This is a genomic window from Hahella sp. HN01, assembly GCF_018986435.1.
Lineage (GTDB): Bacteria > Pseudomonadota > Gammaproteobacteria > Pseudomonadales > Oleiphilaceae > Hahella.
This window is the reverse complement of sequence record NZ_JAHMIN010000043.1, coordinates 14,048-38,931: the sequence shown is the minus strand read 5'-3', so window position 1 is coordinate 38,931 and position 24,884 is coordinate 14,048. Positions and strand designations below refer to the sequence as shown.

Below are 24,884 nucleotides of genomic sequence, written 5' to 3'. Positions count from 1 at the left end.
GGTGAGTATATGGTGGCGGTGATTAGCAGTCAGGGTTTAGGGATATTCAACGGTGGTCAGGCTCTGGATGGAGCAGGATCTGGAGTCATTGGGCAGGCCAAGGAACAGGCGATAGTAAACGCCGCCACAGGAAACCTGATTATACGCCACCAGGATGAGCTAATTGTTGGCAAAGGACTGGATACTTCCGTTGTACGCACTTACAACAGTCAAGGCGCGTTGAGTGGGAGTCACGACAGCAGTTGGTTTCTCGGGCTTGATCGCAGGCTTATAAAGCTGCCTGAACCACCTAATGCGTCAGGATCTGAATTGACCAGGGTAAACGGTGACGGCAGTGAAACCACCTATCAATATATTGCCGCCCTGGGGGCGTATCGCTCCACAGACGGCGAAGGCGCCCATGATCTGGTTAGATACGATAAATCTAGCGCTCAATGGACTTGGACAGAGGGTTCATCAAAGGTTCAGGATGTATATGATGCTTCCGGACGCCTGCTGAAGTCTTTGGATCGTCATGGCAATCAGGCCCTTTATACCTACAACGCTAAAAATCTTTTAAGTAGCGTCAAAGACGCTTCTGGCCAGACTACCTACTTTGAATACAAAGATAAAAAAATAAGCGCTATTCGCACTGTTCAGCTAAATGGTCAGGGGATTGCGTTTTCGGCGACTACCGTTCGCTACGGTTATGACGCGGTGGGCCGGCTTAATAAAGTGACACTGGACTTAACGCCCGAAGACGGCGATATCAAGGATGGAAAAGTTTATACAACCGGTTACGCCTATGACGGAACCAGCCAGCGAGTCGCTCAGATCAGGCAATCTGATGGTTCATCTGTCGCCATTACCTACACACAAATAAATGGAGAATACAGAGTAGCGTCCGTTACGGATGGCGAAAATCGAGTTACTCAGTTTTCTTATGACCTATCGCAGAATGCAACCCATGTGAAAAATGCGTTGGGCCATACCATCACCTATCGCTATGATGACGCTAAACGCTTAAGTGAAGTTATTGCGCCTCCCGTCGAAGGGCAACGCTCCGTAACGCGCTACCAATATGATGAGGATGGCAATATCGTCCGAGTTGAGGATGCGTTTGGAAATTCGGTCCGCTATCAATATGACGCTAATGGCAACTTGGTCGAAGAGCAGGATGCCCTTGGCGGTGCGATAAAATACGTCTATTCATCGGACAATAGGTTGCTTCTAAAAACAGCCTACGCTGTACCTGACCCTGATGGAGATGGCGCAAGCGCTCCATCCAAGCCAATGACTTCTCGTTTTGTTTACGATGTGAACGGAAGGCTACGATTTGAGATATCAGCGGAAGGCCGCGTTGCTGAATATCGATACGATACGGCAGGCCTTTTAACCGAAACACTTCAGTTTATTAATGCGCGTTTCGACTTGTCCGCATTACCCCAGGATCGGTCGCTCAATCTCTCTGATATGAGTCAATGGCTGGTTTCAGCGCAGGACAAAAGTGTGCAGCGCACCAGCAATCGCTATGACTTTCGGGGGCAGTTGCTGGAGACGATCTCCTACTCAGACACCAAGTTTGACTCTCCATCAGTAACGGGAGCTGGGCGGAAGCTTTTTATCTACGACGAAAATGGGCGTTTGCTGCAGTCCAGCAATGAGAAAGGTGAAGCGACGACATTTAAATATGATGGGCTTGGTCGTCTGGTTCAATCAGTTGACGCTGAGAAAAGAATCTCCACCGCGCTATATGACGACTTAAATCGCACGGTTGTGTCTACTGCGGCAGATGGTGTAGTGGAAACATCCGTATTCGATCGGTCTGGCAGGCTGATCAGTATTGTTAAGTCTGCGGTGAGCTCTGAAACGACAGGCGCAACCCGTTATATATATGATAAAGCGGGTCGCTTGAGCGTTATTGAAGATGCTAATGGCGTTCGCACTTATCGTATTTACGACTCCACAGGGCGTCAGGTTGGGAGTATCGATGGATTGGGCGTGTTGGCGGAGAAGCGATTCGATCAGTCTGGTCGAGAAGTTGCTGAAATACAGTATCAAAACGCGATAAATACACGTGGCTTCGTCACCAACGAAGGCCAACTGGTCAGTGACGCATTGAGCTTGGATGGCTTGAGGCGGATTGCTACGGGTGATGGCGACAGAGTGTCCTATAAACTGTATGACGAAGTAGGCCGTAAGCGCTTTCAAATTGATGGCGAAGGGGCTGTCACTGAATTTGTCTACGATGGCTCTGGCCGACTAACCACATCTTTCCGTTATTTGGAGCATCTGGATGTTTCCGATCCAGTGCAACTGACATACGTCAATGTCGCTGAAAAAGTACGCGCCACTCCCATTCACGCGAGAGTGGAAAACCGCGTGGATAAAGTGATCAGCGCTCCCGCGCAGCCCTATGAGCATACCTATGATGTGTTGACGCAGCTGGAATATCAGCGCAGTGATTACGTGGGTATGACAGGGATCGGCGTCGCCAGTTATCGCGATCCTCTTCAGCCATATGGATATGTGGATTCAGCATTCCTGCAGCAGCCCAAATCGCAGGAAAGCAGGCAAGCGTTTGATGTCATCGGAAATCCAGAGCATCTATATCCGTTGACGACATCGGCATGGTCCGACCGTTTTGTTGATTCAACAGAGGTAAGGAGCATCACCTCTACACAGAACGGAAGCAGTCGTCGCTTGAGCTGGAATTCTGATGGCTGGACTCAAAACTTCGCTGAAACAACCGATGGCCTGAGTGGCGATAGCGGTTACTACTCGCTTCAGAATGGAGCGTTGAAGGTCAAGACGGTAAAAACCTCAGGTGAAAACGTTGTAAAACGAATTGATAGCGGCTTCGCCTTTGAATATGCCGAAGATGGTAAATATCGTCTGGAGGTCACAACCGGGCCTGGCTCCACCCAACGCTACTTTAAGGTGGGACTGAGCAGTGGCTCCGCAGAGAGCGAGCATTACTTATTCTTTACGCCCGATGCGCTTATGGCTCAGTACCGCTCAGGTGGCTCGCTGCAAAATAGTAATCTTGGAACATTAAAAGACAATACAACTTACGTCATTGAGTTCAGCGGCGCTGAGTCCAAGAGTGTTATTAGCGTCTATGAAAAAGGACAACCAGCCTCCTCGGCATGGAAAGATGAGCAGGCTATTTCCGGCTGGGAAAATACACGCAGCTTTTTCGAAACACGTGGGTCTGGCACGCTAAGCGAAAATTACGTCCTCGTAGACAATATTGAAATGCACGGCCACGCCTCCGGCGTTCAGACCGAAGTTCGCTATCGAAAGTCGAGCGGCGACAGCTATCAAACGGCAGTGGCGAACTTCGTTGATGGCGCTTATCAGGTTGATATTGCTGATGTCTCTCCAAGCGAAGCGCTAGACCTTATTATTGTTCAGGAGGGAGTCAACGGTTACTCCAGTAAAAGCGCTGCAAGCAGTTTGGGAGTTGGTGAGTCTTCTGTTTCTTTTAGTGTTCACAAACCGGTAATTAACAGCGTTAATGGCGCTGCCCTCAAGAATTATCTGCCGTCCTCTGAATACGATAAGGTCAGCACTATTGAAGCTGTTGTGCTCAAGAATGGTGCGGAAGTGGCAAGGGCGCTGACTATTCCGGCAGCGCACACCGGTTATAACGGCTTTGTTAATCTAAGTTCCAAAGGCGCATTAGCCGCCGGAATGTATCAGGTCGGGCTTACAATAAATTATAAAGACGGTCATACAGTCTCTAAGCCTGTCTTTAACTACGACGTTGGCGATACAAACTCAAACATTGAGCAAACGTTGAGTTGGTCAGGGATAGGTCCTTCGGGATTTGATTACAAAGGTAAGTCCATAGTTTTTGAGTATCGACCGTTAAACAGTGGCGATGCATACAAAACTGTCGATGTTAAATATCTCAATGGCGTTTATTACGCAACCATCCCTTCCGCAGTTGCGGAGAACTATGAGTTCAGCCTTCTTTATAAAGGCGCCCAGAGCGAACTACTGGCTCAAGGGCGGGGCAGTTTCAGTGTCTCTGCGGATAGTCTGAATACCGGTGTATTTGAAATAGCGGAAGATATTGTCGAAACACATGCTATTGAAGGCGCTTCCTTACTCCATTATCTCTCCAAGGATGAAGCAGCTCGGATCAGCTTTGTGCGCGCCAGAGTGTTTGACATTGGGACGAACACTTTTGTGGGGCAGGCTGATACTTATCCGGTGGCGTATTCTGACTATCAAGGTGAAATTAACCTGACTGCAGGGCGGTTGTTGGAGGCCGGGCGCTATCACATCTATTTGACGAAATACTATAAAGACGGAACGGTTGAGCACACGCCCAAATTTGAATATCAGGTCGGTCGCCAAAAAGACAAGATAAGTCAAACACTGACATGGCCGGCGAATGTATACGCTAATCGCAGCGGTGCAGTGCATTCATTTCAATATCGAATAGCAGGAAGTGAAGGGGATTACCAATCGGCGTCGGTATCTGTAAAGAACGGCTCGTATCAGGTAACGCTTAACAGCTTGAAAGCTGGGGAATACTACGAGTTTCGCATTAGTCACAAAACGCCAGGTGTAAAAGTATCCTCTGCGCCAGGTGGCGAACGTAATGGAGTTGGGATATTTAAAGCGAATGAGGGCGAGTTAATTGGCCTGAACGCCCGTTTTGATTATGCGGATGTATCGCAGCAGTCGGCTTCCGGCTTTGGTCTGCAAGGTGTGTTTACGAAGACGGAAGCAGCGTCAATCGCATATGTGCTGGCGGATGTTTTTGATGAGTCGACAGGGCGACTGGTCAGTAGCGCCTATACCTATCCCGGCGCGTACGCTGATTACGCTGGACAAGTCAATCTGAATACGGAAAAAGCGCTGGAGCATGGTCGCTATCGTATCAGTATGACCATTTACAAGTTGGATGGCTCCATCGGGGATAAAACCTGCACCTATGAAATGGGTGAGCAGGTCACTGAAGTCCGTAAAACCGTTTTTAGCTTCCGAGCCAAAGATGTTCCTGCCAATGCGGTTGCTTATTATGCCGTGCCGCAACTCGGGCGGAAGACGTTTGTGAAGGCGGAAGCGGGCGCCAATAACGAATTTAAAATGGTTCTGGAAAATGCGCCCAAGGGCGCGTACGACATTAAAATTCAGTACAGAAACACGCAAGGACAAGTCATAGGCGAGGCCGAAGTCCGGATCACAGCAGAACAAGGGGTCGCTCGCGACTATGACATTCAATGGAAAGGCGCGATAACCAAGCAACCAGAGGGGCAGGTCAGTCGCGTTTTTTACAATAAAGACAGCTTGGTTGTGGGAGAACTGGATGCGAACGGATATTTGACAGAGCATCGCTATGATGGGGCCGGGCGTAAAGTAGAAACCATTCGCTATGCGACTTATACCGGCTATGAGAAAGCCGGACATCTCGAAAATCTGAGCTTGGAGGATATTCGTCCGCAAGCGAATGTTTCTGACCTGCATGCCTATCAGATATACGACGGGCGCGGACTTCTTGTAGGAGAGGTGGACGGAGAAGGGTATTTGACCGAAGTGGTCTATGACTCCTCTGGCTCAGTACTCAGTCGCGTCCGTTACGGCTCTGCAATCAACTATCAAGGGCAGCCGCTTTCTGAACTGAAGATACATGCTGCAGAAAGCGGTTCATCTCGAACTGAAACATTCTCTTATGACAAGCTAGGGCGCATTTCCTCTCACCGTTCTATGGAAGGTTTGCTGACGACTTATGTTTACGACTCAACAGGTCGCCTTATTAAGCAGATTGCGGGAGAGTCAAAAAGTGGCGAGTCTGCGAGAAGCGCCTATAAGCGATACGATGGTTTTGGTCGGGTTATCGCTGAGTTGAATGGAAAGGGCGGCGCCTTACTTGAGCAGGCTGCTACGGCGGAGCAAAAGGAGGCTGTCTGGGGACAGCATGCAACTCGCTACACTTACGATGCGGCAGGCCGCTTAATCAAGTCGGAAGGGTCGTTGGCTGAGGTCTTGAGTGAGGCTGGCGGTAAGGTTAGCGCCAGACAGGAAAGCTTCCTCTTTTATGATCAGGCGGGAAATCTGAGGTTTACCGTCAATGGCTCAGGAGAGGTTGTAGAGCAGCGCTATAACGTATTCGGGCAGGTTATTGAGACGATAAAGTACGGCTCACGAGTCTCTACGCTTGGACTTAATGGCGGCGACTCCTCTGTGCTTGAAAAGCGTCTGAATAGCGTGGCGGGCGAAAAGGACGTTCATCATTACTTCCAGTTCGACCGTCTAGGCCGGAAAGTGAAGGAAATTAACGCCCTTAACGTAGCAGAGTCCTTTACCTACGATCAGTACGGCAATCTGAAGTCCGTTATGCAGGGCGCAAGGACCCAGACTGGCCTCGCTACAAGCGTTGAGTATGCTTATGACGCCAGAGGCAATGTCCTCAGTCAGGTCGCCAAATCCGGTTCTGACATTCGCAAGCTTTCTAATGCTTACGACGCCTTCGGCAGATTGACTCAATCGACGGATGCTCTGGGTAACGCCAAGCATATGGAATATGACCGCTGTGGTCAGGTTATTGTGACCCGCAACGCGCTGGGCGAAGAGACTAAAACCAGCTATGACGCTTTTGGACGCATTGCTACACAAACGGATGCGTTGGGCCACAAGACACAATATGTCTACAACGACCAGGCTAAAACTATTGAAGTCATTTCGCCCGAAGGCGTTCGGGTGCGGACTGAAAGTAACCAGTTTGGAGAAAAGCGTGAGATTATCGATGGCGTCGGAAATATCACGCGCTATCAATACGATCAGAATGGCGCGCTGCTGCAGGTTGAAAAGCTGGACTCCGCTGGCGTAAGCCTCGGCCTTGAAAGTCAGCAGCAGTACGACATGGCTGGACGAGTTATTTCCACTACAGACGCTTCCGGCCTGACAACGATTCACAGCTATGATGTTGAGGGTCGTGAACTCATCCGTACAGTGGATCCTGAAGGCGCGGCATTATCCACACGCTATAAGTATGACGCCTTGGGGCGCAAGGTCGTTGCGATCGACGCCGCTGGCGGCGAAACGCATATCGAATACGATAAGTCGGGCAAGCAGACACGAATTGTGACGGATGCCCAGGATGGCGGATTGCAGTTGGCGACCAGCTATCAGTACGACGAAGGAGGCAATCGCGTTCGGGAAAGTCGCGGTAGCGTGGTCAATCCTAATCAGAAGGTGACGGAATATCATTACGACGGGTTTGATCAACTGGTCAGTCAGGTGGAGGACCCGGACGGCCTGAAGGTTGTTACTAAATTTCACTACGACAGTAATGGCAATGTCATTAGTAAAACTGATGCGCTGAATAATGAGTCTCACTTTGTTTACGACAAAAATGGGCGCCAGGTTTATGCGATTGATCCGCTAGGGGGCGTCACAGAAAGCCGTTATGACGCATCTGGTCGTGTTATTGCGACCGTTGGATACGCCAAGGCGATAGATGTATCTCTTTATCTGAATGGCGTTTCCACAATGGGCGCAGCGACCGCTGTGCAAAATGCGCTAAACCAGCGTCATGGCGTCGACAACGCAAAAAACAAAGCGCATACGTTTGTGTACGACAAAGACGGTCGCGTCTTGTTTGATGTAAATAACGAACGTCAAGTCGTTGCTAAATACTACGATGCGAACGGGCGTATCGCGGCGACAGTCATGCTCAAAAAGCCCGTTCCAGCCTCTGTTGCGTTGGATCGAGTCAGTTTGTCGGCATTGGTTGCTAACGTTTCAAATAGTGAGAAAGCGGTTAGTCGCGTAGTCTATGACGCTTTAGGCAGACCTCAGTATGAGATCGACGCCAAAGGGGTTGTGACCAAGTCGGAATACGATAGAGCGGGGCGTTTGGCGGCCAAAACGGTCTTCGCTAAACCGGTAGCCTCTATCGATAAATTGGCGTTAATTTTAAAAGAGATACAGCCGGTTGCTGATAATGGCGATCAGACCCAGCGCTTCTTCTATGACAATTTAGGTCGGCAGCGCTTTAGTGTCGATGCGTTGGGTTATGCAACTGAAAAGCAATATGACGATCTGGGCAATGTGGTTGCGCAGATAAAGTATGGCGTAAAACAGTCTTTCGCTAAAGGGGCGACTGCTGCAGATATTCAGGCTCAATTGCAAGGTATTGCACGCGGAGATCAACGGCGTACGCAATTTATCTTTGGTAGCGGAAACCGTTTGCATTTCACCATTGATAATGCAGGGCAGGTTTTTGAGTCTCGCTATGACGATCTCGGCCGGGAAGTTCAAACCATACGGTGGCGCGTTCCCGTTAGTTTAGAGCAGTCGCACACGGCCGCCTCTTTGCCGTCAACGCTTGGAAGGTTGCACAAAGTCGCCGGGCAAAGCACCAGCTTTGTGTTTGACGCACTGGGTCGCAAGACGGCGGCGACAGATGCAGAAGGGCATGTGGAGCGTTATGTCTATGATGCGAAGGGCAACCTGACTCAGCTTGAAAACAAGATCGGCTCCGTGTGGACATATGAGTATGACGCCAACGGTCGCATGATCAAGGAGACGACTCCCAAAGTCAGCGTCACCCAGGTGGATCGTTCCAGCCTGTCGGAAACTACACAGCTTACTAATATCGTTAAGCGTAATGAATATGATGGCTTAGGCAACTTAGTCGCTTCGACAGAAGCAGATGGCTCTGCTTTCGCCAGGACGACTCGTTACGAGTACGACAGTGAGGGGCGCCAGATTCGCACCTACCGTCCTAAGTCTGAGCTGTTTAATCAGTATTATGATCGGGTCGACAGCTCCGTTCAGATTTTGGATGAAGTGACGTATGACGCCATGGGGCGTGCGGTTGTTAATCGCGTTACGACGGACCAATCGCTTCCAGCCGCGGATAGAACGTTGTCGATCACTTACAAGGTGTATGACGATCGTAATCAGCTGATTTTCGACATCGATGGCGAGAATCATGTAACTGAATACGCATACGATGCATTTGGAAACCGACGCTTCGTTATTCGCTACGCCAATAAACTGAGTGTCTCCGGCCATTCCGCAGGAGCGCCTTTGAGTGAGAGTCAGGTTCGCGCCGCCCTGAAAGCATCGGCGGCGAATGATCGCACTCTGACGACTCAATATGACAAACTGAACCGAGCGGTTCTGGTCAAGCAAAATGAAGTGGAAGTGTTTGATGTTTCAGTAAGCCGAACTGAAACATTCCGAGATAGCCCCACTACCTCCACCACCTATAACGGCTTTGGCGAGATAGTGAAAACATCCGTACTTAAGTCGTCTCGCTTGGGGCAGCAAGGTTGGGGGAACTCCTTTAAGTTTTACGATGTTAAAGGTCGAGTTATTGGCGAAGTTGATGCCGGAGGCTATGTCACGGCGTACAAATATGACGCTTATGACAACGTGATCGAAAAATATGACTATGCGACGCCGTACGCAGGGGATGTTAGCAAAGCGAAAGACTTTTCAACGCTCCTGGAAGCGATGATCGCGAGTTCATCAGAGATTGGCGAACATGGCTCGGATCAAATTACCAGGTTCAGCTACGACAGTATGAACCGCTTGGTGCGGTCCGCCAAAGTGGGGGTAACGCACTATTCAAATACACCTTCAAGCGTGCAGACGCTGCATGCATTTAAGACCGATCTGGTTGAAACCTATGAATACGATGCGCTTGGCAATCGGATAAGCATTACTGATCCCAGTGGGGCGAAGGCTTATACGTTCTTTGATGCATTAGGCAGAGAAGTCATGGTGGTGGAGTCCCCTCAGACTTTGTCCTCCACCGATTCTACCGCTGTAAGGCCTGTGACGGAGTTTCTTCGCGACGCTTTTGGAAATGTTGTGAAAGAAGTGAAGCATAGCGTTGGCTTTGTGGGAGACATATCGAATGTCGGGGACCTGTCGAAGGCGCTAGAGTCTGCGCCTCAGGCGAACTCGAACGATCACGTCAGCCACACATTTTTTGACGCATGGGGCAAAGAAGTTCAGAAAGTGGATGCCGAAGGTCGTCGCTTTAATACGGCCTACGATGCTTTTGGCAATGTCGTTAAGGAGTGGCACAACCTGACGAATGTTGATCGCACGCTGGCGGCGGCGAAGTGGTATCGCTACGACAGAAGCGGAAATCAAATTGAAACCCGCTCTCGATACGGCTATGAGGCAGAGCGTATTTCCAGTGTGCAGGTGGATTACAACGCCTTTGGCGAGGTTATTGCCCGCGGAACGGGAAGTCATCGATATGAATATTACGAGTATGATCGCGCAGGTCGCCTGTCGCATTCCAATGATCAAGACGGTGTCGACAAACTCTATGGTTATACCCTGGCTGGAGCCTCCAGCGCCTTATTCAAAAGCCTTTCGGTCGACATCCGATCTAAAAGATTGAGTGAAATAGTGGCGAAAGCAAACTGGAGTGGGCTGGATTTTCAGATTACCAAGACAGACTACGCAGGCCGTGCAATCGCCAACTGGAATGCTCGCTCCGGCGACGTTGCCGCAGTAGAGCAGCGTCTGGATCGCTGGGGCAATGTCAAAGAGGCTGTCCTGGCAGGCAATGCCTCGAACAAAACGTATTTTGATTACGACGCCGGCAATCGAATGATTCGGCAACGGAAGACTGGAATTCAGGTCACTGGCGCCAATGGTGTGACGGTAACTCGTGAAGTAACGACGCAACATGCTTATGACTACCAAGGCAACCTGTTAAGAACTATTGACGACAATGGTAATCGCACGCATCAGGTTTTCAGTGCAGCGGGCCAGCTCTTGTTAACCATGGACGGCAATCAGGCGGTAACTCGTTATAACTACGACATGTTCGGCAATCAGTTGAGCGTGACGGACGCCATTGATCATGTCACTTATCGTGAGTACGACAAAGTTGGCAATGTCCTGGTCGAGCGCAACGGCAAAGAGGTCAGACGTTATTCGTATGATGAGCTGGGCCACCGTATCATTGAGCGGGACTCGGAAGGGATGGGGACCCGTTACATATATAATGCTCGCGGCGACTTGATTGAAACCCGGGGGATTAATAAGAAAACCGCTGACACTGGCAGCAATAAGTTCCGCTATTACGCATACGAATATGACGAGCGGGGCAACAAGACAATGGAAGTTGACGGACTTGAAGCCAAGCGTGAATGGTTATTCGAATCTAGGGCCTCACGCTATTTCGGCCGCGCTGATAGCTATAAAAACCTGGGAGGCGTTGTCACTAAATACGCTTACAACAAGCTCGGACTGTTGCAGAAAGAGACTAACGGCAATGGGATGAACCGGACGTATAGCTACTATGACGACGGTAAGCAGAAGGACATTGTCGACAGTGGCGTAAATAGTAAAACCAGCTATCGCTACGACGCGGTTGGCAATCGGGTATTCGAGGGCTTCTGGCAGAATGGCGTTCAGTATAAAAACAGCGTTATCGGCTATGACAGTGAAAACCGAATAGTTAGCGTCAAAGACGATATGGTGGAAATCCAGTATCAGTACGATGCCGTGGGCAATCGTCGACATACCTTCGCCAAGTATATCAAGGACTATGCACCGGGAGCGTCTACCGCAAACAAAGAGTGGAAGTCTTACGATTATTGGTACAACTACAATAAAACAAATCAGATCACAGTCAGTCAGGGCAGTCTGGTCAACGGCAAGATAGTTAAGACTCAGCAACAGGGTATTTATATCAACTATCTGTTGAACGGCTCGCGCGCACGCTCAATTCAATATGATAAGTCCAGAAAAGAAGAGGTGACGGAGCAGTATCTTTACAACGCAGAGAACCGTCTGGCGCAAACCAAAGTTAATAACGTTCTGGTGAATTCCAGGGAATACGATAGCGCAGGGCGCCAAATTAAATTTGTCGACTATGACGCCAAGAGCGGCAGTAAGAAAGAAACTCGAAGCACCGCCTACAATGACTGGGGGCTGCAGCATAAGACGGTTACTTATAACAAAGATGGCCAGCGTATCTCTGAAGTGCGCTATTTCGATGTAGATAATTCTGACTTCTATTGGTATGACGCTAACGGGAACGTCGATCAGTACCAGGTGCAGACGTTCACTGGAACGAAATACACCAACACGATTTCCTATTTGTATACCAACAAATATGACGGTTACAAAGAGACGGAAGTGTGGGGGAACTCAACTTACTTCCAGCGCGGAAACAGTTACAGCTTCTATGACGTTAACGGTAACTTAGTCAGAGTCGAAGATAAGAAAGACTCTGGTAATAACCGCAGCATGATCAACGACGCAGAAGGAAAGATACTCGTCCGTAAACAATCTGAACAGAATCAATATCTGTTCTACGCCAATGGCAAACAAGTTGGTATGGCTGGCAAGGCGGGCGGTAAGGAGACGGATGATTTTGATCTGAACTATACGCCGGTCAGCGAGCAGTATCCCAGCAGTACGCCAAGCTCTTACGTCGTTAACCCAGGCGATACGCTTCAGACCATTTCGGCTGCGGTATATGGCGATGCAAGCCTATGGTATGTGATTGCTGACGCCAATGGTTTGCGCGGGGTGGATGACCTGCAAGAGGGAATGCCGCTGCGCATTCCCAACATGATATCCAACTTGCATAACACGGCGGATACCTTCAAGCCATACAATCCACGAGCCATTATCGGGGATACAACGCCTACTATGCCGGAGCCTCCACCGCCCAAACATGGCGGTAAATGCGGCTCTGCATTTATGTTGATCGTCGCTGTGGCGGTGGCTGTTGTCTCGGCGGGGGTTGGGTTGGCCGCCTATGGGGCGGTGAGCGCTTCAGTCGCGACCACTATAGGAGGCTCCCTTGGAGCTGTTGCAGGTGTTGGCGCAGGTGTGTTGGCGGCGGGCGTCGTCAGCTCTGCGATCACTCAGATGGGATCCATTATTACGGGTCAACAGAAAGGCCTGCACTTCTCATGGAAAGACGTGGCGATTGACGGTATTTCCACGGCGGTTGGTTATGAGCTTCTTGGAGAGGCGGATAAAGCCAGGAAGACTTTGAGTCTCTACCAGGCGGCTGGGCATGCGGCGGTTAAGTCGGTTACCCGTCAAGCGGTTTCCATGGCGGTAGGCAGACAAGAGCATTTCAATTGGCGCGCTCTGTCCGCCAGCGTTCTGACTGCGGGCGTAGGCAACATACTGGGAGGTTCTGATCTTGGTAAATATACCGACAAGCTGAACTACTCTGTCGGCGACATGAACTTTGATTTGGGTGGTGCGTTCATCAATGGCGCCGCCAGCAGTGTCGCCAATAAAGCGGCCTATGGTCATGGCAAGTTCAACTATATGCAAGTCGCCGCAGATGTCTTCGGCAACCCACTTGGCGCCGCGATCGCGAGCCCACTAGGAGGCAAGGTAACTGAATGGACTGAGCAGGCCAAAGGTGCGCTGTTTAAAATGTTCTCCATAAAGGAACATGTTACTGACCTATACTCAGATCCACTGCTGTCCGCGTCTCTAAATAGTGGAGGGCTGATGGATGGCGAGTCCTACGATATGATTCGTCGCGATGATTATGATTCAATCATTGCGGAAAATGGCGGCTCGTTGCCTGCAAACTGGGTTCACTATCAACCTGGCGAAGACGCCGAACTTGATGAGTGGAGAGAATATTACGATACAGCCACGGAAGAAGAATTCTATCAAGCAGCTTTAGACGCCAAATACCAGCCAGAGCATTTGGCGCTACAGGTAAGCCTATTCTCTGAGACTCAGTTTACCCGGGAGATGAGAGACGGGTACACAAGGTGGGTTAAGGATGTTTATCCGATGGACCCACGAGGCCCAGGAGTACTGGGGGATAAGTTTGGCCGAGACCTTATGATAGGTTTAGTTGGACAAATAGCAGAGGACGGTGGGGTAGTTGGCGATGAAGGTGCGGCCTATTTTAGGGATTATCAAAGTCTAAGGCTTGCTGGTGGCTCTGAACGGGCCAGTAGTGTGCTGGAGATGTTTGGAGAAGGAATCCTAGGTGCGCTTGGTCTACCTAAGGCAGTTGGGGTGGGTAAGGGCGCTGTGGCGGAATTGGCGCTCTCTGCTGAGTCGCAGGTCTTTACTATGGAAAGAGCCCTGAGTCGTAGTAGTGAGCTTCGTGTTCGGTTATTTAGTGGTAGAGTACGACCACTAACTAATGAAGAGTACAAAGGGATAAGCGCCACCGGTTTGAGTCGTAAGGAGATTGATGAGCTTATGGAAACTACTGGTGATTTGTATGTATTTCGTGGAACACGTTCTGATGCACATATTCCAGGAGGCGAGGGCTCGGAAGTATGGGGTAAAACTCCCACTTCCTTAGACCCACTCCGGGCTACTATTTTTGCAGTCGAAAGGAAAACATCGGAAAGAATAAGTACTTCAGTATATTTTGGCTCAAGAACTGATTTGGAGATTGAGGTAGAGTTGGGCATGGTTCATGAGGGGCAAGAAACAACAACACTAATTCAGTTAGAGCGAGAAGTGTTTGCTCCGCTAAAAGCAAGTGAGCTTGCTCGGAGGGCTCCCTATAAGATATCTGTAGAGCAGTCTTCCCAAATACTACGGGATATGGGGTTTTCTGTTCCACAGAGGTTGAGTGGAGACAAGACTATTATTTCTGATACATTACGTGAGTCGCCTAATATGACGGCACAGCAAATTGCAGAATATATTCGACGTGCTAAATTGTTGACGCAATAATCATAAGGTATACAGTTTTGGAAAATAAAATGATTACTTTTGAAGTGGATGATATTTATAGGGGGGATGATAGTGTTACTGTTGCTGGACGTTGCATAAATGGACCAATAGCAATCGGCGATGTTTTTTTGTATCAATATAAGCCGATTTTTGAAAAGCATGATGATGATTGCAAGTCTGTAGTTTTTTCTGAGGTTGAGCGTGTGCAGCTGACAGTGGTAGGTATTCAGTGTCTTCGAATGGACGTTCCCGAAATTGTTGACGGATATAGTGGTGCAATACAATTAACCGGAGATAGTGTTGTAGACCTAAAAGCCGGTAAATTGATCACCAGCGCAATTGGTGGTCAATGTTGAGGAATTGTGATAGCGGTTCTCGCTTCTCAATCCAATGATGAGGGATTACATTTAAATGATTTAAGGAGACAATGCTGCCTGTTATAGCACAGGTAGTATCCCTGTCTCCCAGAGCTGATAAAGTTTCCCAAATCGCATCACTGAAGCAGTTAATGTAATGTGAGGAAAACCAAAGAGAAATAGGGACTGTATCAAAGGAGCATAATTCGATCCCGTTCCCTAGCTGCTTAACTACGGTATAAAGTCTAGTGTCTATTGGTAAGCTTAGTCCTCTGATAATCCTCGATTTTGTATCACTGTCGGGGGTGTGGTTAATTATAGTCTTTAAGAAGTCTATAGAGTTAATTGCTTCGCTAGATGTATGTCTGGTGCAATATGCAGCTGCTATGGCAACGGCAATTGCCCCTGCCTGGGCGTCATAATGGGCATGTGTGACCTCTGCAGACGCTTTGGCTTCTATTGCTGCTCGATCAAAGTCGTCATAGTAGTAAGCGCCGATAGGGCCGGCACGCATAGCTGCTCCGTTCCCCATAGAGCCCATTCCACTAAATGCATTTGTTGCGGATTCAGACCAATGAATGCCATTACCTATGTCTCTGAGTATTTTGTGAGCGGTCCCACCATACCCTCGATCTGGCTGTTCTTTATATCTATATACGAACCGCTCCGCCAAAAAATCCTGATCTATATGCCCAAATTTACAGAGGGTCTCAAAAACACTTATCGCCATTATTGTGTCGTCTGTGAAATGCCAGATAGAAGGGGGTTCTTTGCGGGCAACTATCTGCTCAAGCGCTAGCTCCTCATCAATAAAAAAACATTGACCAAGCGCATCACCTACGGATAGTCCCTCTAGAGAACGATAAGCGTGATATATTCTAGTTTTATGATTTGGAGGCAACATTTGCTGGATTCTCACTTGATATTATTTCAGGGAAGAAAATATACACTTATAGCTGAGTATGCGATACTGATCTGAAAATTAGCTCGTTTCTGTAAGTGGTTAATAAATCAGTATTCTGTAGTTGCCTTAACCACGTAAGTAGAAGGGCGCGCGCCATCCCATGTTTCTGTGAGAAGGACGAATTGCATTTATGGGAAAGCGAAATCCCTTTTGTTCTGCGGGAATTTGTGGTATGCGAAAGTGATGCGCTTATTTTTGAGCGCATAACGACTCAGCAAATCAGAGTGCGTTTATTGGGTCTTCGAGAGGGTTATTCAACTTCAATTTTGGACGCTCAATCCACAATATTTCACCTTTTTTAAATTGATCAAGAAGTAACAGGTTGTTAGAATTGCCGCCTCCATCGGAGGTGTGTTCCTTAGGGATGAAGTATCAAAAACTTTGGGCTACGGGCCGCTCCGGATTGTTGTTAGTAGTCATTTTCAGGTGTAAGAATGATGGACCTAAGTCTCTTTGAAGGCGATGAGTTGCTTGCCTTGGCCAGGTTGGATGTTGACGCAAAGCGGATTGACGAAGCATTGGCCAAACTGAAGAGAGCATATCAGCTCCCCGAATTCCCCCCCGAAGTAGAATCTTTATTAGCTAAAATTTACGCTCAGCTGGATTTGTTAGAGCGTGCATCCTTCCACTATGAGAGCTTTCTCGCCAGAGAAACCAAAGCGGTTCTAGAGCGTTTTCAGTACGGCATGGTGCAATTTGAACAAGGCATTAAGGACCGCGCCCTGCAGGTTTGGGCCGAAGTGCTTGAGGACGAACCCACCCATCCGCCTTCATTGTTTTACGCGTCATTGGCGAATGTTGAGTTGGGGAATGAAAATGAAGCTCGGCGTCTGATCGATATTCTGCTAAAGTCCGCCCCCGTCGATAACCTTTATTTTAATCGGGCTAAAACCCTTCTTCAGGACCTTGACGGGCGACGCTCCCAGGCTGAGTCCATTAGTGATTTGAAAGAAGCGGACCATCTATACAACTGATACTACGGACGGACACATGTCAGTCTCCGACTTGGCGGAAAAAATCGCGCGCCTCAAGCGTTTTCTCGAACAAGATGAAAACAACCTGAATCTGTTATTGGACTTGGGGCGCGCGTTGCATGAAAGCGGCCAGCCTGAAGACGCTGTTTCTCTCTTTGACCGCGCATTAAAAATTGCGGCGGACCACCCCCAGGCGATTTATGAACGCTCGATGGTCATGATCACATTGGGACGAGTTGAAGAAGCGGTAGCGGGCTTCTCCCAGCTTAAAACAGCAGGGCTGTCTCACCCGAGCATCAGCTACAATCTAGGTTACTGTTACCTCCTGCAATCAGCGCCGGATAAGGCGGTCGTTGAACTGAGCGAGCATATTGAAGAGCCTGCAAAGAATTCCGGTTACGCATTAGTCCTCGCGCGCGCCTATTACGCCATGGGCGACCTGCCAGAGGTGGAGCGCTTTGTAAATTTAGCGCTGTCTCTCCAGCCGGACTTCTTAGAAGCCAAAGCTGTTTTAGCAATGTGTCTGCAAGACAACGAAGACTTTGATAAAGCGATAGGCATGGCAGAGGAAGTGTTGGCCCAGGACCCAGACAATGCGGAAGCATTGGGCGTTAAGGCTTATTGCTCCCTCAACGTGTTGGATCTAAGTACAGCAGCGCAAAGCTTTGACGCAATGATTCAGGCCAAGCCGAAAAGTGGGCGCGGATGGGTTGGCAAAGGTCTCCTGGAAATGCAGCAGGGTGATTTGGCCGCCGCTGAGGGCGCGTTAAAAAAAGGGCTTGAAAATATGCCTGGTCACATTGGCTCTTGGAACGTACTGGCTTGGTGCCAGATTTTACAGGGGCGGATGCAGGAAGCGGAAGAAAGTTTAGGCCGCGCCAGCGAAATCGATGACCGTTTTGGCGAAACCTACGGCGCCCTGGCGGTTATTAAAGCGCTAACACAGGATTATGCGGAAGCTCGCTTACTGGCGCGCAAGGCGACTCGACTGGATAAAGACTCCTTCTCCGGACACTTTGCCCGCGCTTTATGTGACCAAGGCGAAAATAATCCAGAGCAGGCGCAACAGATTATGCATCGCCTTATGAATGCTCCTATTGATGATAAAGGGCGTAAGCTGATCGATATTCTTCCTCAGTTTATCCGTCATTGAGATTAGATGGAGATAAATCTATGAATGCCGATCTGGCGATGATGCTTACCGAAGACATGTTATGGACGGCAGTTTTGGTCGCTGCGCCTATTTTAATAGTCAGTCTGATCGTAGGGTTGATTATCAGCATATTGCAGGTAGTCACCCAGATACAGGAAATGACGTTAACGTTTGTACCAAAAATTGGTGCTGTCGTGGCGATCATATTTGTTATGGGGTCATGGATGCTGGCGACACTGACCCTTTACGCAAAAAACGTAATCGGGAATATACCGGCATACTTTTAGACGATGCACTTCACCATTGATCTCTCTTGGGCATGGGCCTGGTGGCTCCTGTCCATACGTCTGGCGTTAGTGGTGATGGCTTCTCCTTTTGATATGTTTGGACGTTTACCTGGGCGTATCAGGTTTTTCCTGGTTTGTGCCCTGGCTTTGTTGATGGTGCGTTTCTCGCCGACTGCGGGGGCGCAAATGCCATCTTCAATAGTCGAGATGGCGTTAGCCTGTGCGAATGAGTTGGTACTAGGGTTGGCGATGGCTTTAGGTCTTCATGCGGCCTTTACCGTCTTTCAGATAGCTGGCAGGCTGATTGACTTTCAGTCAGGCTTCGGCGCGGCGAATATAATGAATCCCGCAACAAACTCGGCGGAGCCGTTGATGGGAACAATACTGCTGTTTTTCGCCACCTTCGTTTTTTTTAGCATGGATGCGCATCACATGGTGATTAAAGGGCTTGCGTATAGTGTCGCCCAAGTGCCTCCGGGCTCTGGTTTAGCAAGAATGGATTTTAATGGCGCTATGAAGCAGGTGGGACTGATGTTCTCATTCGCAATGGTGCTTGCGGCGCCGGTCCTGGCGGTGTTGTTTTTATTGGATGTAGGCGTAGCGGTCATGGCGAGGACGATGCCGCAAATGAATGTCTACTTTCTCTTTCTGCCATTAAAAGTGGCGTTAGGGATCGGAGTGACGGCGCTTTCACTCAAATACCTGACTCCATTAATTGGAGAAGTGTTTATTTCTATATTCCGCTACTGGAGCGGAATGCTGACAGTCGTCTGAAGTAATTATGGCAGAGTCGCAACCGGATAAGTCTGAAAAGACCGAACCCCCTTCGCCCTTTAAACTCCAAGAGGCGAAGAAGAAAGGGAATGTGGCAAAGAGTCAGGAAGTCAATCATGTCTTCGCTCTCGCCGCCGGTGCGCTGCTATTGTGGTCAGTATCGCAGGATCTCGCCACGCGTTTCTTCAGCTTGTGTCAAAAGCTGTTTGCAGATGCGGCGTCTGTTGACTTTGACATTATGACGGTCAGAACCTGGGGCGTCTGGATTATCTCGGAGATAGGCTGGATATTGAGTCCGTTGCTGGTTGTAATGATGGTTATCGGCGTGTTGTGCTCAATGGCTCAAACAGGTCCTGTATTTTCTTTCCATCCAATCAAACCTGACATTAAGCGTATCAATCCAATCGCAGGCTTTAAGCGTTTGTTCTCAGTCAAGATATTGTTTGAGCTGGGGAAAAACCTGATCAAACTGGCGTTGTTGGGGAGTGTGTTGTACTGGACTTTGGCTGACCTGATGCCGGAATTTTTTGGGCTAACCGCCAAGTCGGCGGCGACGGCGTTGCCGTCATTCATCGGATATGCTGCGGGCATTATTTTCAAACTGACGGCGGCGCTATTGCTGATTGCAGTCATTGATATGTTGTTCACCCGTTGGGAGTTCATGCGCAACATGCGTATGACTAAGAAAGAAGTCAAAGATGAAATAAAGAGGCGCGAAGGCGATCCTCACATCAGGGCGAAAAGGAAAGAGTTGGAAAGGGAGCTGCGTAAGCGCGCTGGCTCCGCAGCCAGTGTTCCTGAGGCGGACCTGATTATCACTAACCCGGAACACTACGCAGTGGTTGTAAAGTATGACGCAAAAAGAATGGCTGCGCCGACAGTGACGGGGAAAGGCGTGGACGCCATGGCGAAACACTTAAGGGACCTGGCGCGTCAGCATCAGGTGCCCATTATTCAAGATCCGCCGCTGGCCCGTTATTTGTTCAAGAAAACTGAGATTGGCTCGATGATTCCAGAGGATGCGTTTGTGGGGGTGGCAAGGGCTTTACGCCGCGCTTATCAAATCAAAAGAGAACGGCAGGGGAGAGATCAGTTTAGCGTGAAAGGGGCCGCTACATGATGAATAGACCGTCGATGGCTTCATTGCTGGGAACACGCAGCGAGCTTGCGCTTGTATTGGGAATGGTGGGCATACTGCTGGTGCTTTTTACACCTATTCCCTCGCAGCTATTGGATGTGCTGCTCATTATCAATTTCAGTTTTGGTTTGTTGATCCTTTTATTAACTTTCTTTGTTGATAAACCACTGGGATTCTCAACCTTTCCTTCCTTGTTGCTTATCGCAACGCTTTTTCGGCTGTCTCTAAATATCGCCGCAACACGACTTATTTTGTCCGATGGCGATGCTGGCGATGTGATTAACGCCATCGGCACTTATGTTGTGGGCGGTAACTACGTTATAGGACTTGTCGTTTTTCTCATATTGATTGTCGTTCAGTATGTGGTGGTCACCAATGGCGCCCAAAGGGTGGCTGAAGTAGCCGCTCGATTTACCCTGGATAGCATGCCGGGTAAACAAATGAGTATCGACGCCGACATGAACATGGGGCTCATTGATGAAAAAGAAGCTCGTGAGAGGCGTCAGAATATTGAGCGTGAAGCCAGCTTTTATGGGGCAATGGACGGCGCCAGTAAGTTTGTGAAAGGCGACGCTATTGCGGGTATTTTAATAATCCTGATCGACATAATTGGCGGGTTAACCGTTGGGATTGCGCAGCGAGGCCTTAGCTGGGGTGAAGCGCTTCACAACTATACTTTGCTGACAGTTGGCGACGGCATTGTCACTCAGATCCCCGCACTGGTTATTTCCACTGCAACAGGCATTATCATCACCCGCGCAGCGACAGACGCATTCCTGGGCGATGAAATATCCAGGCAGGTCACTCGTTATCCAAAGAGCCTTGTCATCGTTACTCTTGGGTTGCTTTCATTATTGCTTCTGCCAGGAATCCCGGCGCTCCCGATTTTTATTGTCGCTTCACTGATGGCTGCGTTGGTGGTGTACGCCTTCAAACAGAACAAGTACCAGGAAGCTGAGGATAACGTCGAAGATCAGGAAGATGCAGAAAAGGACATCTATCAAGAGCTGAAAGTAGAACCTTTGGAAATTTCTCTTGGGCCCGCTATCGCTGGATATCTAGGGGCGAGTGAAGGCGCTTTGATGGAAGAGATCAAGAGGCTCCGCAAGCAGCTGGCGCTCGAGCTGGGATTCGTTTTACCGAATGTGAAGATATATCAGACAGATCGCAATAATGAACGCGAATATAAAGTCTGCGTACATGGCGCTCAAGTTGCTGAAGGCGAGTTGTACTCCGATCGAATATTAGCGATCAGTGCGCAGGACCTGACGGATAAATTGCCCGGGGTGTCGGTGAAAGACCCTACCTATGGGCTGCCTGCGGTCTGGATTGAGGAGAATTTAAAAGAAAAAGCGCGGCAGTTTAACTGTACCTTGGTTGACCCGCTAACCGTGATGCTGACTCATGTAAATGAAACGGTCAGGTCTCAAGCGCCGGCCCTTTTGACTCGATCAGAAACAGAAAAACTGATGGGAAGGGTACGTACTGCGCAGTCCTCTCTGTATGAAGAGCTGGTTCCCAATACATTGACGCTCTCTGATATTCAAAAAGTGCTGCAGCAACTGCTACAGGAAAAAGTGTCTATCAGGAACATTGAGCTTATCGCGGAGGCGTTGGTCGATGCAGGCAAAGTGAGTAAGGACCATGAGCAGTTAGCGGACCAAGTGCGGCAAAAACTCGGCGCCGAAATCTGCCAGGATTTGGTTGCGCAGGACCGTTACCTTCATGTTATGAGTTTGGATCCGGGAGTTGAGCAGCTGATGCAGTCCGGCATCAGAGTGACGGAACAAGGTGCGTCTTTATATATCGATCCGAAGTTGACGGAGCAGGTGTTAAGCAGCATGGCTCGTCAGGTTGAGAAAATGATGTCAGCCGGCTTGAAGCCTGTGCTGATTACCTCACCTGGTATTCGCCGGCATATAAGAAAACTGTCAGGTCGACTATTGCCTCATCTTACTGTGTTGGCGTTAACCGAGGTTCCTGTCGGTATGAACATCAAATCTTTTTCTATTGTGGAAGTCGATCGTGGCTTGATTAACCGCGCGACGAATAAAGAAAGGAAGGAAAGTTAATATGGCTGACGTAGTAAGTGCAATTCAGCTTACCTTGAATGCTGATTTGGAACGTTTACGGACTATTAGTCAGAACTTATCTAATCAAGGCGCTCCAGCATATAAGCGTGACCAATTGATCGTGGATAAGTTTCAAACTGCATTTATGAATGAAGCGAAACTAGAGCCAGATTTGACGCTGCAGAAAGACTTTACACAGGGCGCTTTCAAGATGACTGGGAACGCCATGGACATCGCTTTGGATGGAGAGGGTTTTCTTATGGCTTCTTCCGGCGATAAAACGTTCTTCACTCGTAAAGGTCAACTGCGCCTGAATCCAGACGGCTATCTGGGGCTGGTCACCGGGGAGCGAGTATTAGGGCGTAGTGGACCTGTTGCGCTGAGTGATGCTGATTTTGAAGTGCAGCCAGACGGCTCAATTGTTCAGGACGGTGTTGTATTGGACAAGCTGGCGATAGCCGTATTTCAGAATTCCGAACAGCTGAGCTACGCCGGCGAAGGGCTTTTCGAAAATCCGTCTATGCAGGCTTCAACTGAGGCGTCAGATACCCAGGTTATGCAGTCTTATTTGGAAATGTCCAACGTCAATACAATGGAAGAGATCGTAAGGCTGGTTGAACTCACACGTCATTATCAATTGTCGCATAACGTGCTGAAAGCCTATGACGGCTCTATAGATAGCGCCATTAGCACCTTAGGAAAATTTTAGGAGATACGGTTCATGATTGATGCGTTGTATGTAGCTGAAACTGGTCTACAAGCCGGTCAGAAGCAGATTGAAACCATCTCAAATAATATGGCGAACCTTAACACCGTCGCATACAAGAAAAGTCGGGTGGCGTTTGGCGACTTGATCAGCCGTCAACCCGCAACGTCAGCGGCGGGAAGAAAAGGGGTTAACTCCGTCGGAATGGGAACAAAGGTCGCTGAAGTCACCATGCAATTTGATTCTGGAGACCTGAAAGCTACTGAAAATCAACTGGATCTGGCGATACGCGGAGACGGTTTCTTTGAGGTCATGCTGGAAAACGGCGAGTACGGCTATACCCGAAACGGCGCGCTCAAGATCGATGAGGACGGCTACCTGTCCACACTTACAGGACTGCGTCTTTCAGATCAGATTCAGATTCCGCCTGATGCCGCAAAAATGCAGATTTCCACTGACGGCGTGGTGAAGGTACAGATTGGCGAAGATGTTCTTGAAGTCGGCGAAATACAGCTGGCCAAGTTCATCAATGATCAGGCTTTGGAATCAGCCGGGCAAGGGCTTTACATTCCGGCGGATGACGCTGGAGCGCCTCTCTATTCGCAAGCAGGCTCCAATGGGCTGGGAATGATTCAACAAGGGTTTCTGGAGAGTTCGAACGTTGATCTGGTGAAAGAGTTGGTGGAGCTGGTGACCGCTCAGCGAGGCTATCAAGCTAACTCTCATGTCATCAGAGCGGCGGATGAAATCATGCAGATTACAAACGACCTTCGTGGTTAATCTCTTGCGCGGCTTCTGATGTCAGTACTGATACGCTTATTTGGGTGCCTGGCGATAGGAATATGCAGCCTGCCGTGTGTGGCTGAAAATCGCCTGATGCTAAGCCCATATGCAACCTTGATAGGTGTAAACGAACCAGGGGCGAGAAAGCAGGTCATGCAAGTCGAGTTAAGTCGTCTCGGGGCGGTTCGATTGGACCCGGCTCAGGATGAAAATAAGTTGCCGACTATTGAACTTTCACCACGTCAGCTTAGTGCGGAGTCTATTTCCAAGGTGGAAATAGAAAAGCAACTTGCGCGTTGGAGTTCAAATGCAAGCATGCCTTCATGGAGATTGGAAGGGCCGGATCATATCCAGCTTAAGGTTGCAGCTGCAAAGATTGACCCGGATGCTCTAGAAGAAAAGGCTGGCGCTTATTTAAAGCGTTGGCTTGTCGAAGCCGGCTTTCAAGAGGTTGAGGTAACGCCGGTAAGCGCCAGGAAAAGAAACATTCTGGTTTCTAAACAGATGGCGGGAATACAGGTTCGCCCTCTGGAAATGGGTGTTTTGTCTCGCCGCATATGTGTTTGGATGGATATCGTCGACGCTTCTGGCGCAGTGCTTAATAGTGCGCCAGTGTGGTTTGAAGTATCAGCTATGGGGGAAGTTTGGACGCCCTCAGTAGACGCGGATAGGGGGATGTCTGTGGGCTCTCATCCTTTGAAGAGAGAGCTGATTGATGTCGCTGCGGCGGGAATTGAGCCTGCATTGAAAAAGGACTTTGAAGGTAAAGAGTTCTCAAAACGGGTCGGGGCGGGCCAGCCGATTACCAAGGATATGCTAAGGGCGGTTCCGGAAGTTAAGAACGGCGACGTTGTTTCTGTTGAAGTGCGTGTTGGCACGGTTTATCTGCGCAGTCGAGCTGAGGCCATGCATGACGCTTACGTGGGCGATCGAGTCAAATTAAAGTCGGTTAGCAGTGGAGAAACCATGTTGGGCGTGGTTTTGTCAGCTGGTCGAGTGTGGATAGGAAGTTAATT

Annotated in this window: 12 protein-coding genes; 11 read left to right on the top strand and 1 reads right to left on the bottom strand. The window is 49.2% G+C overall.

Features of this window, described 5'->3' with window-relative positions; all coding sequences use genetic code 11:
• Window positions 1-9 precede the first annotated feature (9 nt).
• Window positions 10-14,661: a DUF6531 domain-containing protein gene (locus tag KP814_RS28045; protein ID WP_216739864.1), complete on the top strand. Its 14,652-nt coding sequence runs from the start codon at window positions 10-12 to the stop codon at window positions 14,659-14,661.
• A gap of 29 nt (window positions 14,662-14,690) precedes the next feature.
• Complete coding sequence (locus KP814_RS28040; RefSeq protein WP_216739863.1) at window positions 14,691-15,017, top strand: hypothetical protein; 327 nt, start codon at window positions 14,691-14,693, stop codon at window positions 15,015-15,017.
• Here KP814_RS28040 and KP814_RS28035 read toward each other — a convergent pair.
• The gene (locus KP814_RS28035; RefSeq protein WP_216739862.1) at window positions 14,989-15,921 is read right to left on the bottom strand and encodes an ADP-ribosylglycohydrolase family protein; all 933 of its coding nucleotides are present in this window, start codon (window positions 15,919-15,921) and stop codon (window positions 14,989-14,991) included. The genes KP814_RS28040 and KP814_RS28035 overlap by 29 nt on opposite strands.
• A 494-nt stretch (window positions 15,922-16,415) precedes the next feature.
• Here KP814_RS28035 and KP814_RS28030 point away from each other — a divergent pair, with 494 nt between their 5' ends.
• The 9 genes from KP814_RS28030 to flgA all read left to right on the top strand — a co-directional run bounded on the left by KP814_RS28030 (window position 16,416) and on the right by flgA (window position 24,882).
• The gene (locus tag KP814_RS28030; RefSeq protein ID WP_216739861.1) at window positions 16,416-16,955 is read left to right on the top strand and encodes a M48 family metallopeptidase; all 540 of its coding nucleotides are present in this window, start codon (window positions 16,416-16,418) and stop codon (window positions 16,953-16,955) included.
• A gap of 16 nt (window positions 16,956-16,971) precedes the next feature.
• Window positions 16,972-18,108: a tetratricopeptide repeat protein gene (locus KP814_RS28025; RefSeq protein ID WP_216739860.1), complete on the top strand. Its 1,137-nt coding sequence runs from the start codon at window positions 16,972-16,974 to the stop codon at window positions 18,106-18,108.
• Window positions 18,109-18,128: 20 nt separating this feature from the next.
• Window positions 18,129-18,395 carry a flagellar biosynthesis protein FliQ gene (fliQ, locus tag KP814_RS28020; RefSeq protein ID WP_216739859.1) on the top strand — a complete coding sequence of 89 codons (267 nt, stop codon included), beginning with the start codon at window positions 18,129-18,131 and terminating at the stop codon, window positions 18,393-18,395.
• 3 nt (window positions 18,396-18,398) lie between these two features.
• Window positions 18,399-19,169, top strand: coding sequence for a flagellar biosynthetic protein FliR (locus KP814_RS28015; RefSeq protein ID WP_216739858.1), 771 nt, complete (start codon window positions 18,399-18,401; stop codon window positions 19,167-19,169).
• Window positions 19,170-19,176: 7 nt separating this feature from the next.
• The gene (flhB, locus tag KP814_RS28010; RefSeq protein WP_216739857.1) at window positions 19,177-20,289 is read left to right on the top strand and encodes a flagellar biosynthesis protein FlhB; all 1,113 of its coding nucleotides are present in this window, start codon (window positions 19,177-19,179) and stop codon (window positions 20,287-20,289) included.
• Entirely contained in the window at window positions 20,286-22,379 is a 2,094-nt protein-coding gene (locus KP814_RS28005; protein WP_216739856.1) for a flagellar biosynthesis protein FlhA, read from the top strand. The genes flhB and KP814_RS28005 overlap by 4 nt, the downstream gene beginning before the upstream one ends.
• 1 nt (window position 22,380) lies before the next feature.
• Window positions 22,381-23,088 (top strand): flagellar hook basal-body protein, encoded by a 708-nt coding sequence (locus tag KP814_RS28000; RefSeq protein WP_216739855.1) that lies wholly within the window; start codon window positions 22,381-22,383, stop codon window positions 23,086-23,088.
• A 12-nt stretch (window positions 23,089-23,100) separates the two neighbouring features.
• The gene (gene flgG, locus KP814_RS27995; RefSeq protein ID WP_216739854.1) at window positions 23,101-23,865 is read left to right on the top strand and encodes a flagellar basal-body rod protein FlgG; all 765 of its coding nucleotides are present in this window, start codon (window positions 23,101-23,103) and stop codon (window positions 23,863-23,865) included.
• 156 nt (window positions 23,866-24,021) lie between these two features.
• Window positions 24,022-24,882, top strand: a complete 861-nt coding sequence (gene flgA / locus KP814_RS27990) for a flagellar basal body P-ring formation chaperone FlgA (RefSeq protein ID WP_216739853.1) — start codon at window positions 24,022-24,024, stop codon at window positions 24,880-24,882.
• The last annotated feature ends 2 nt before the right edge of the window (window positions 24,883-24,884 follow it).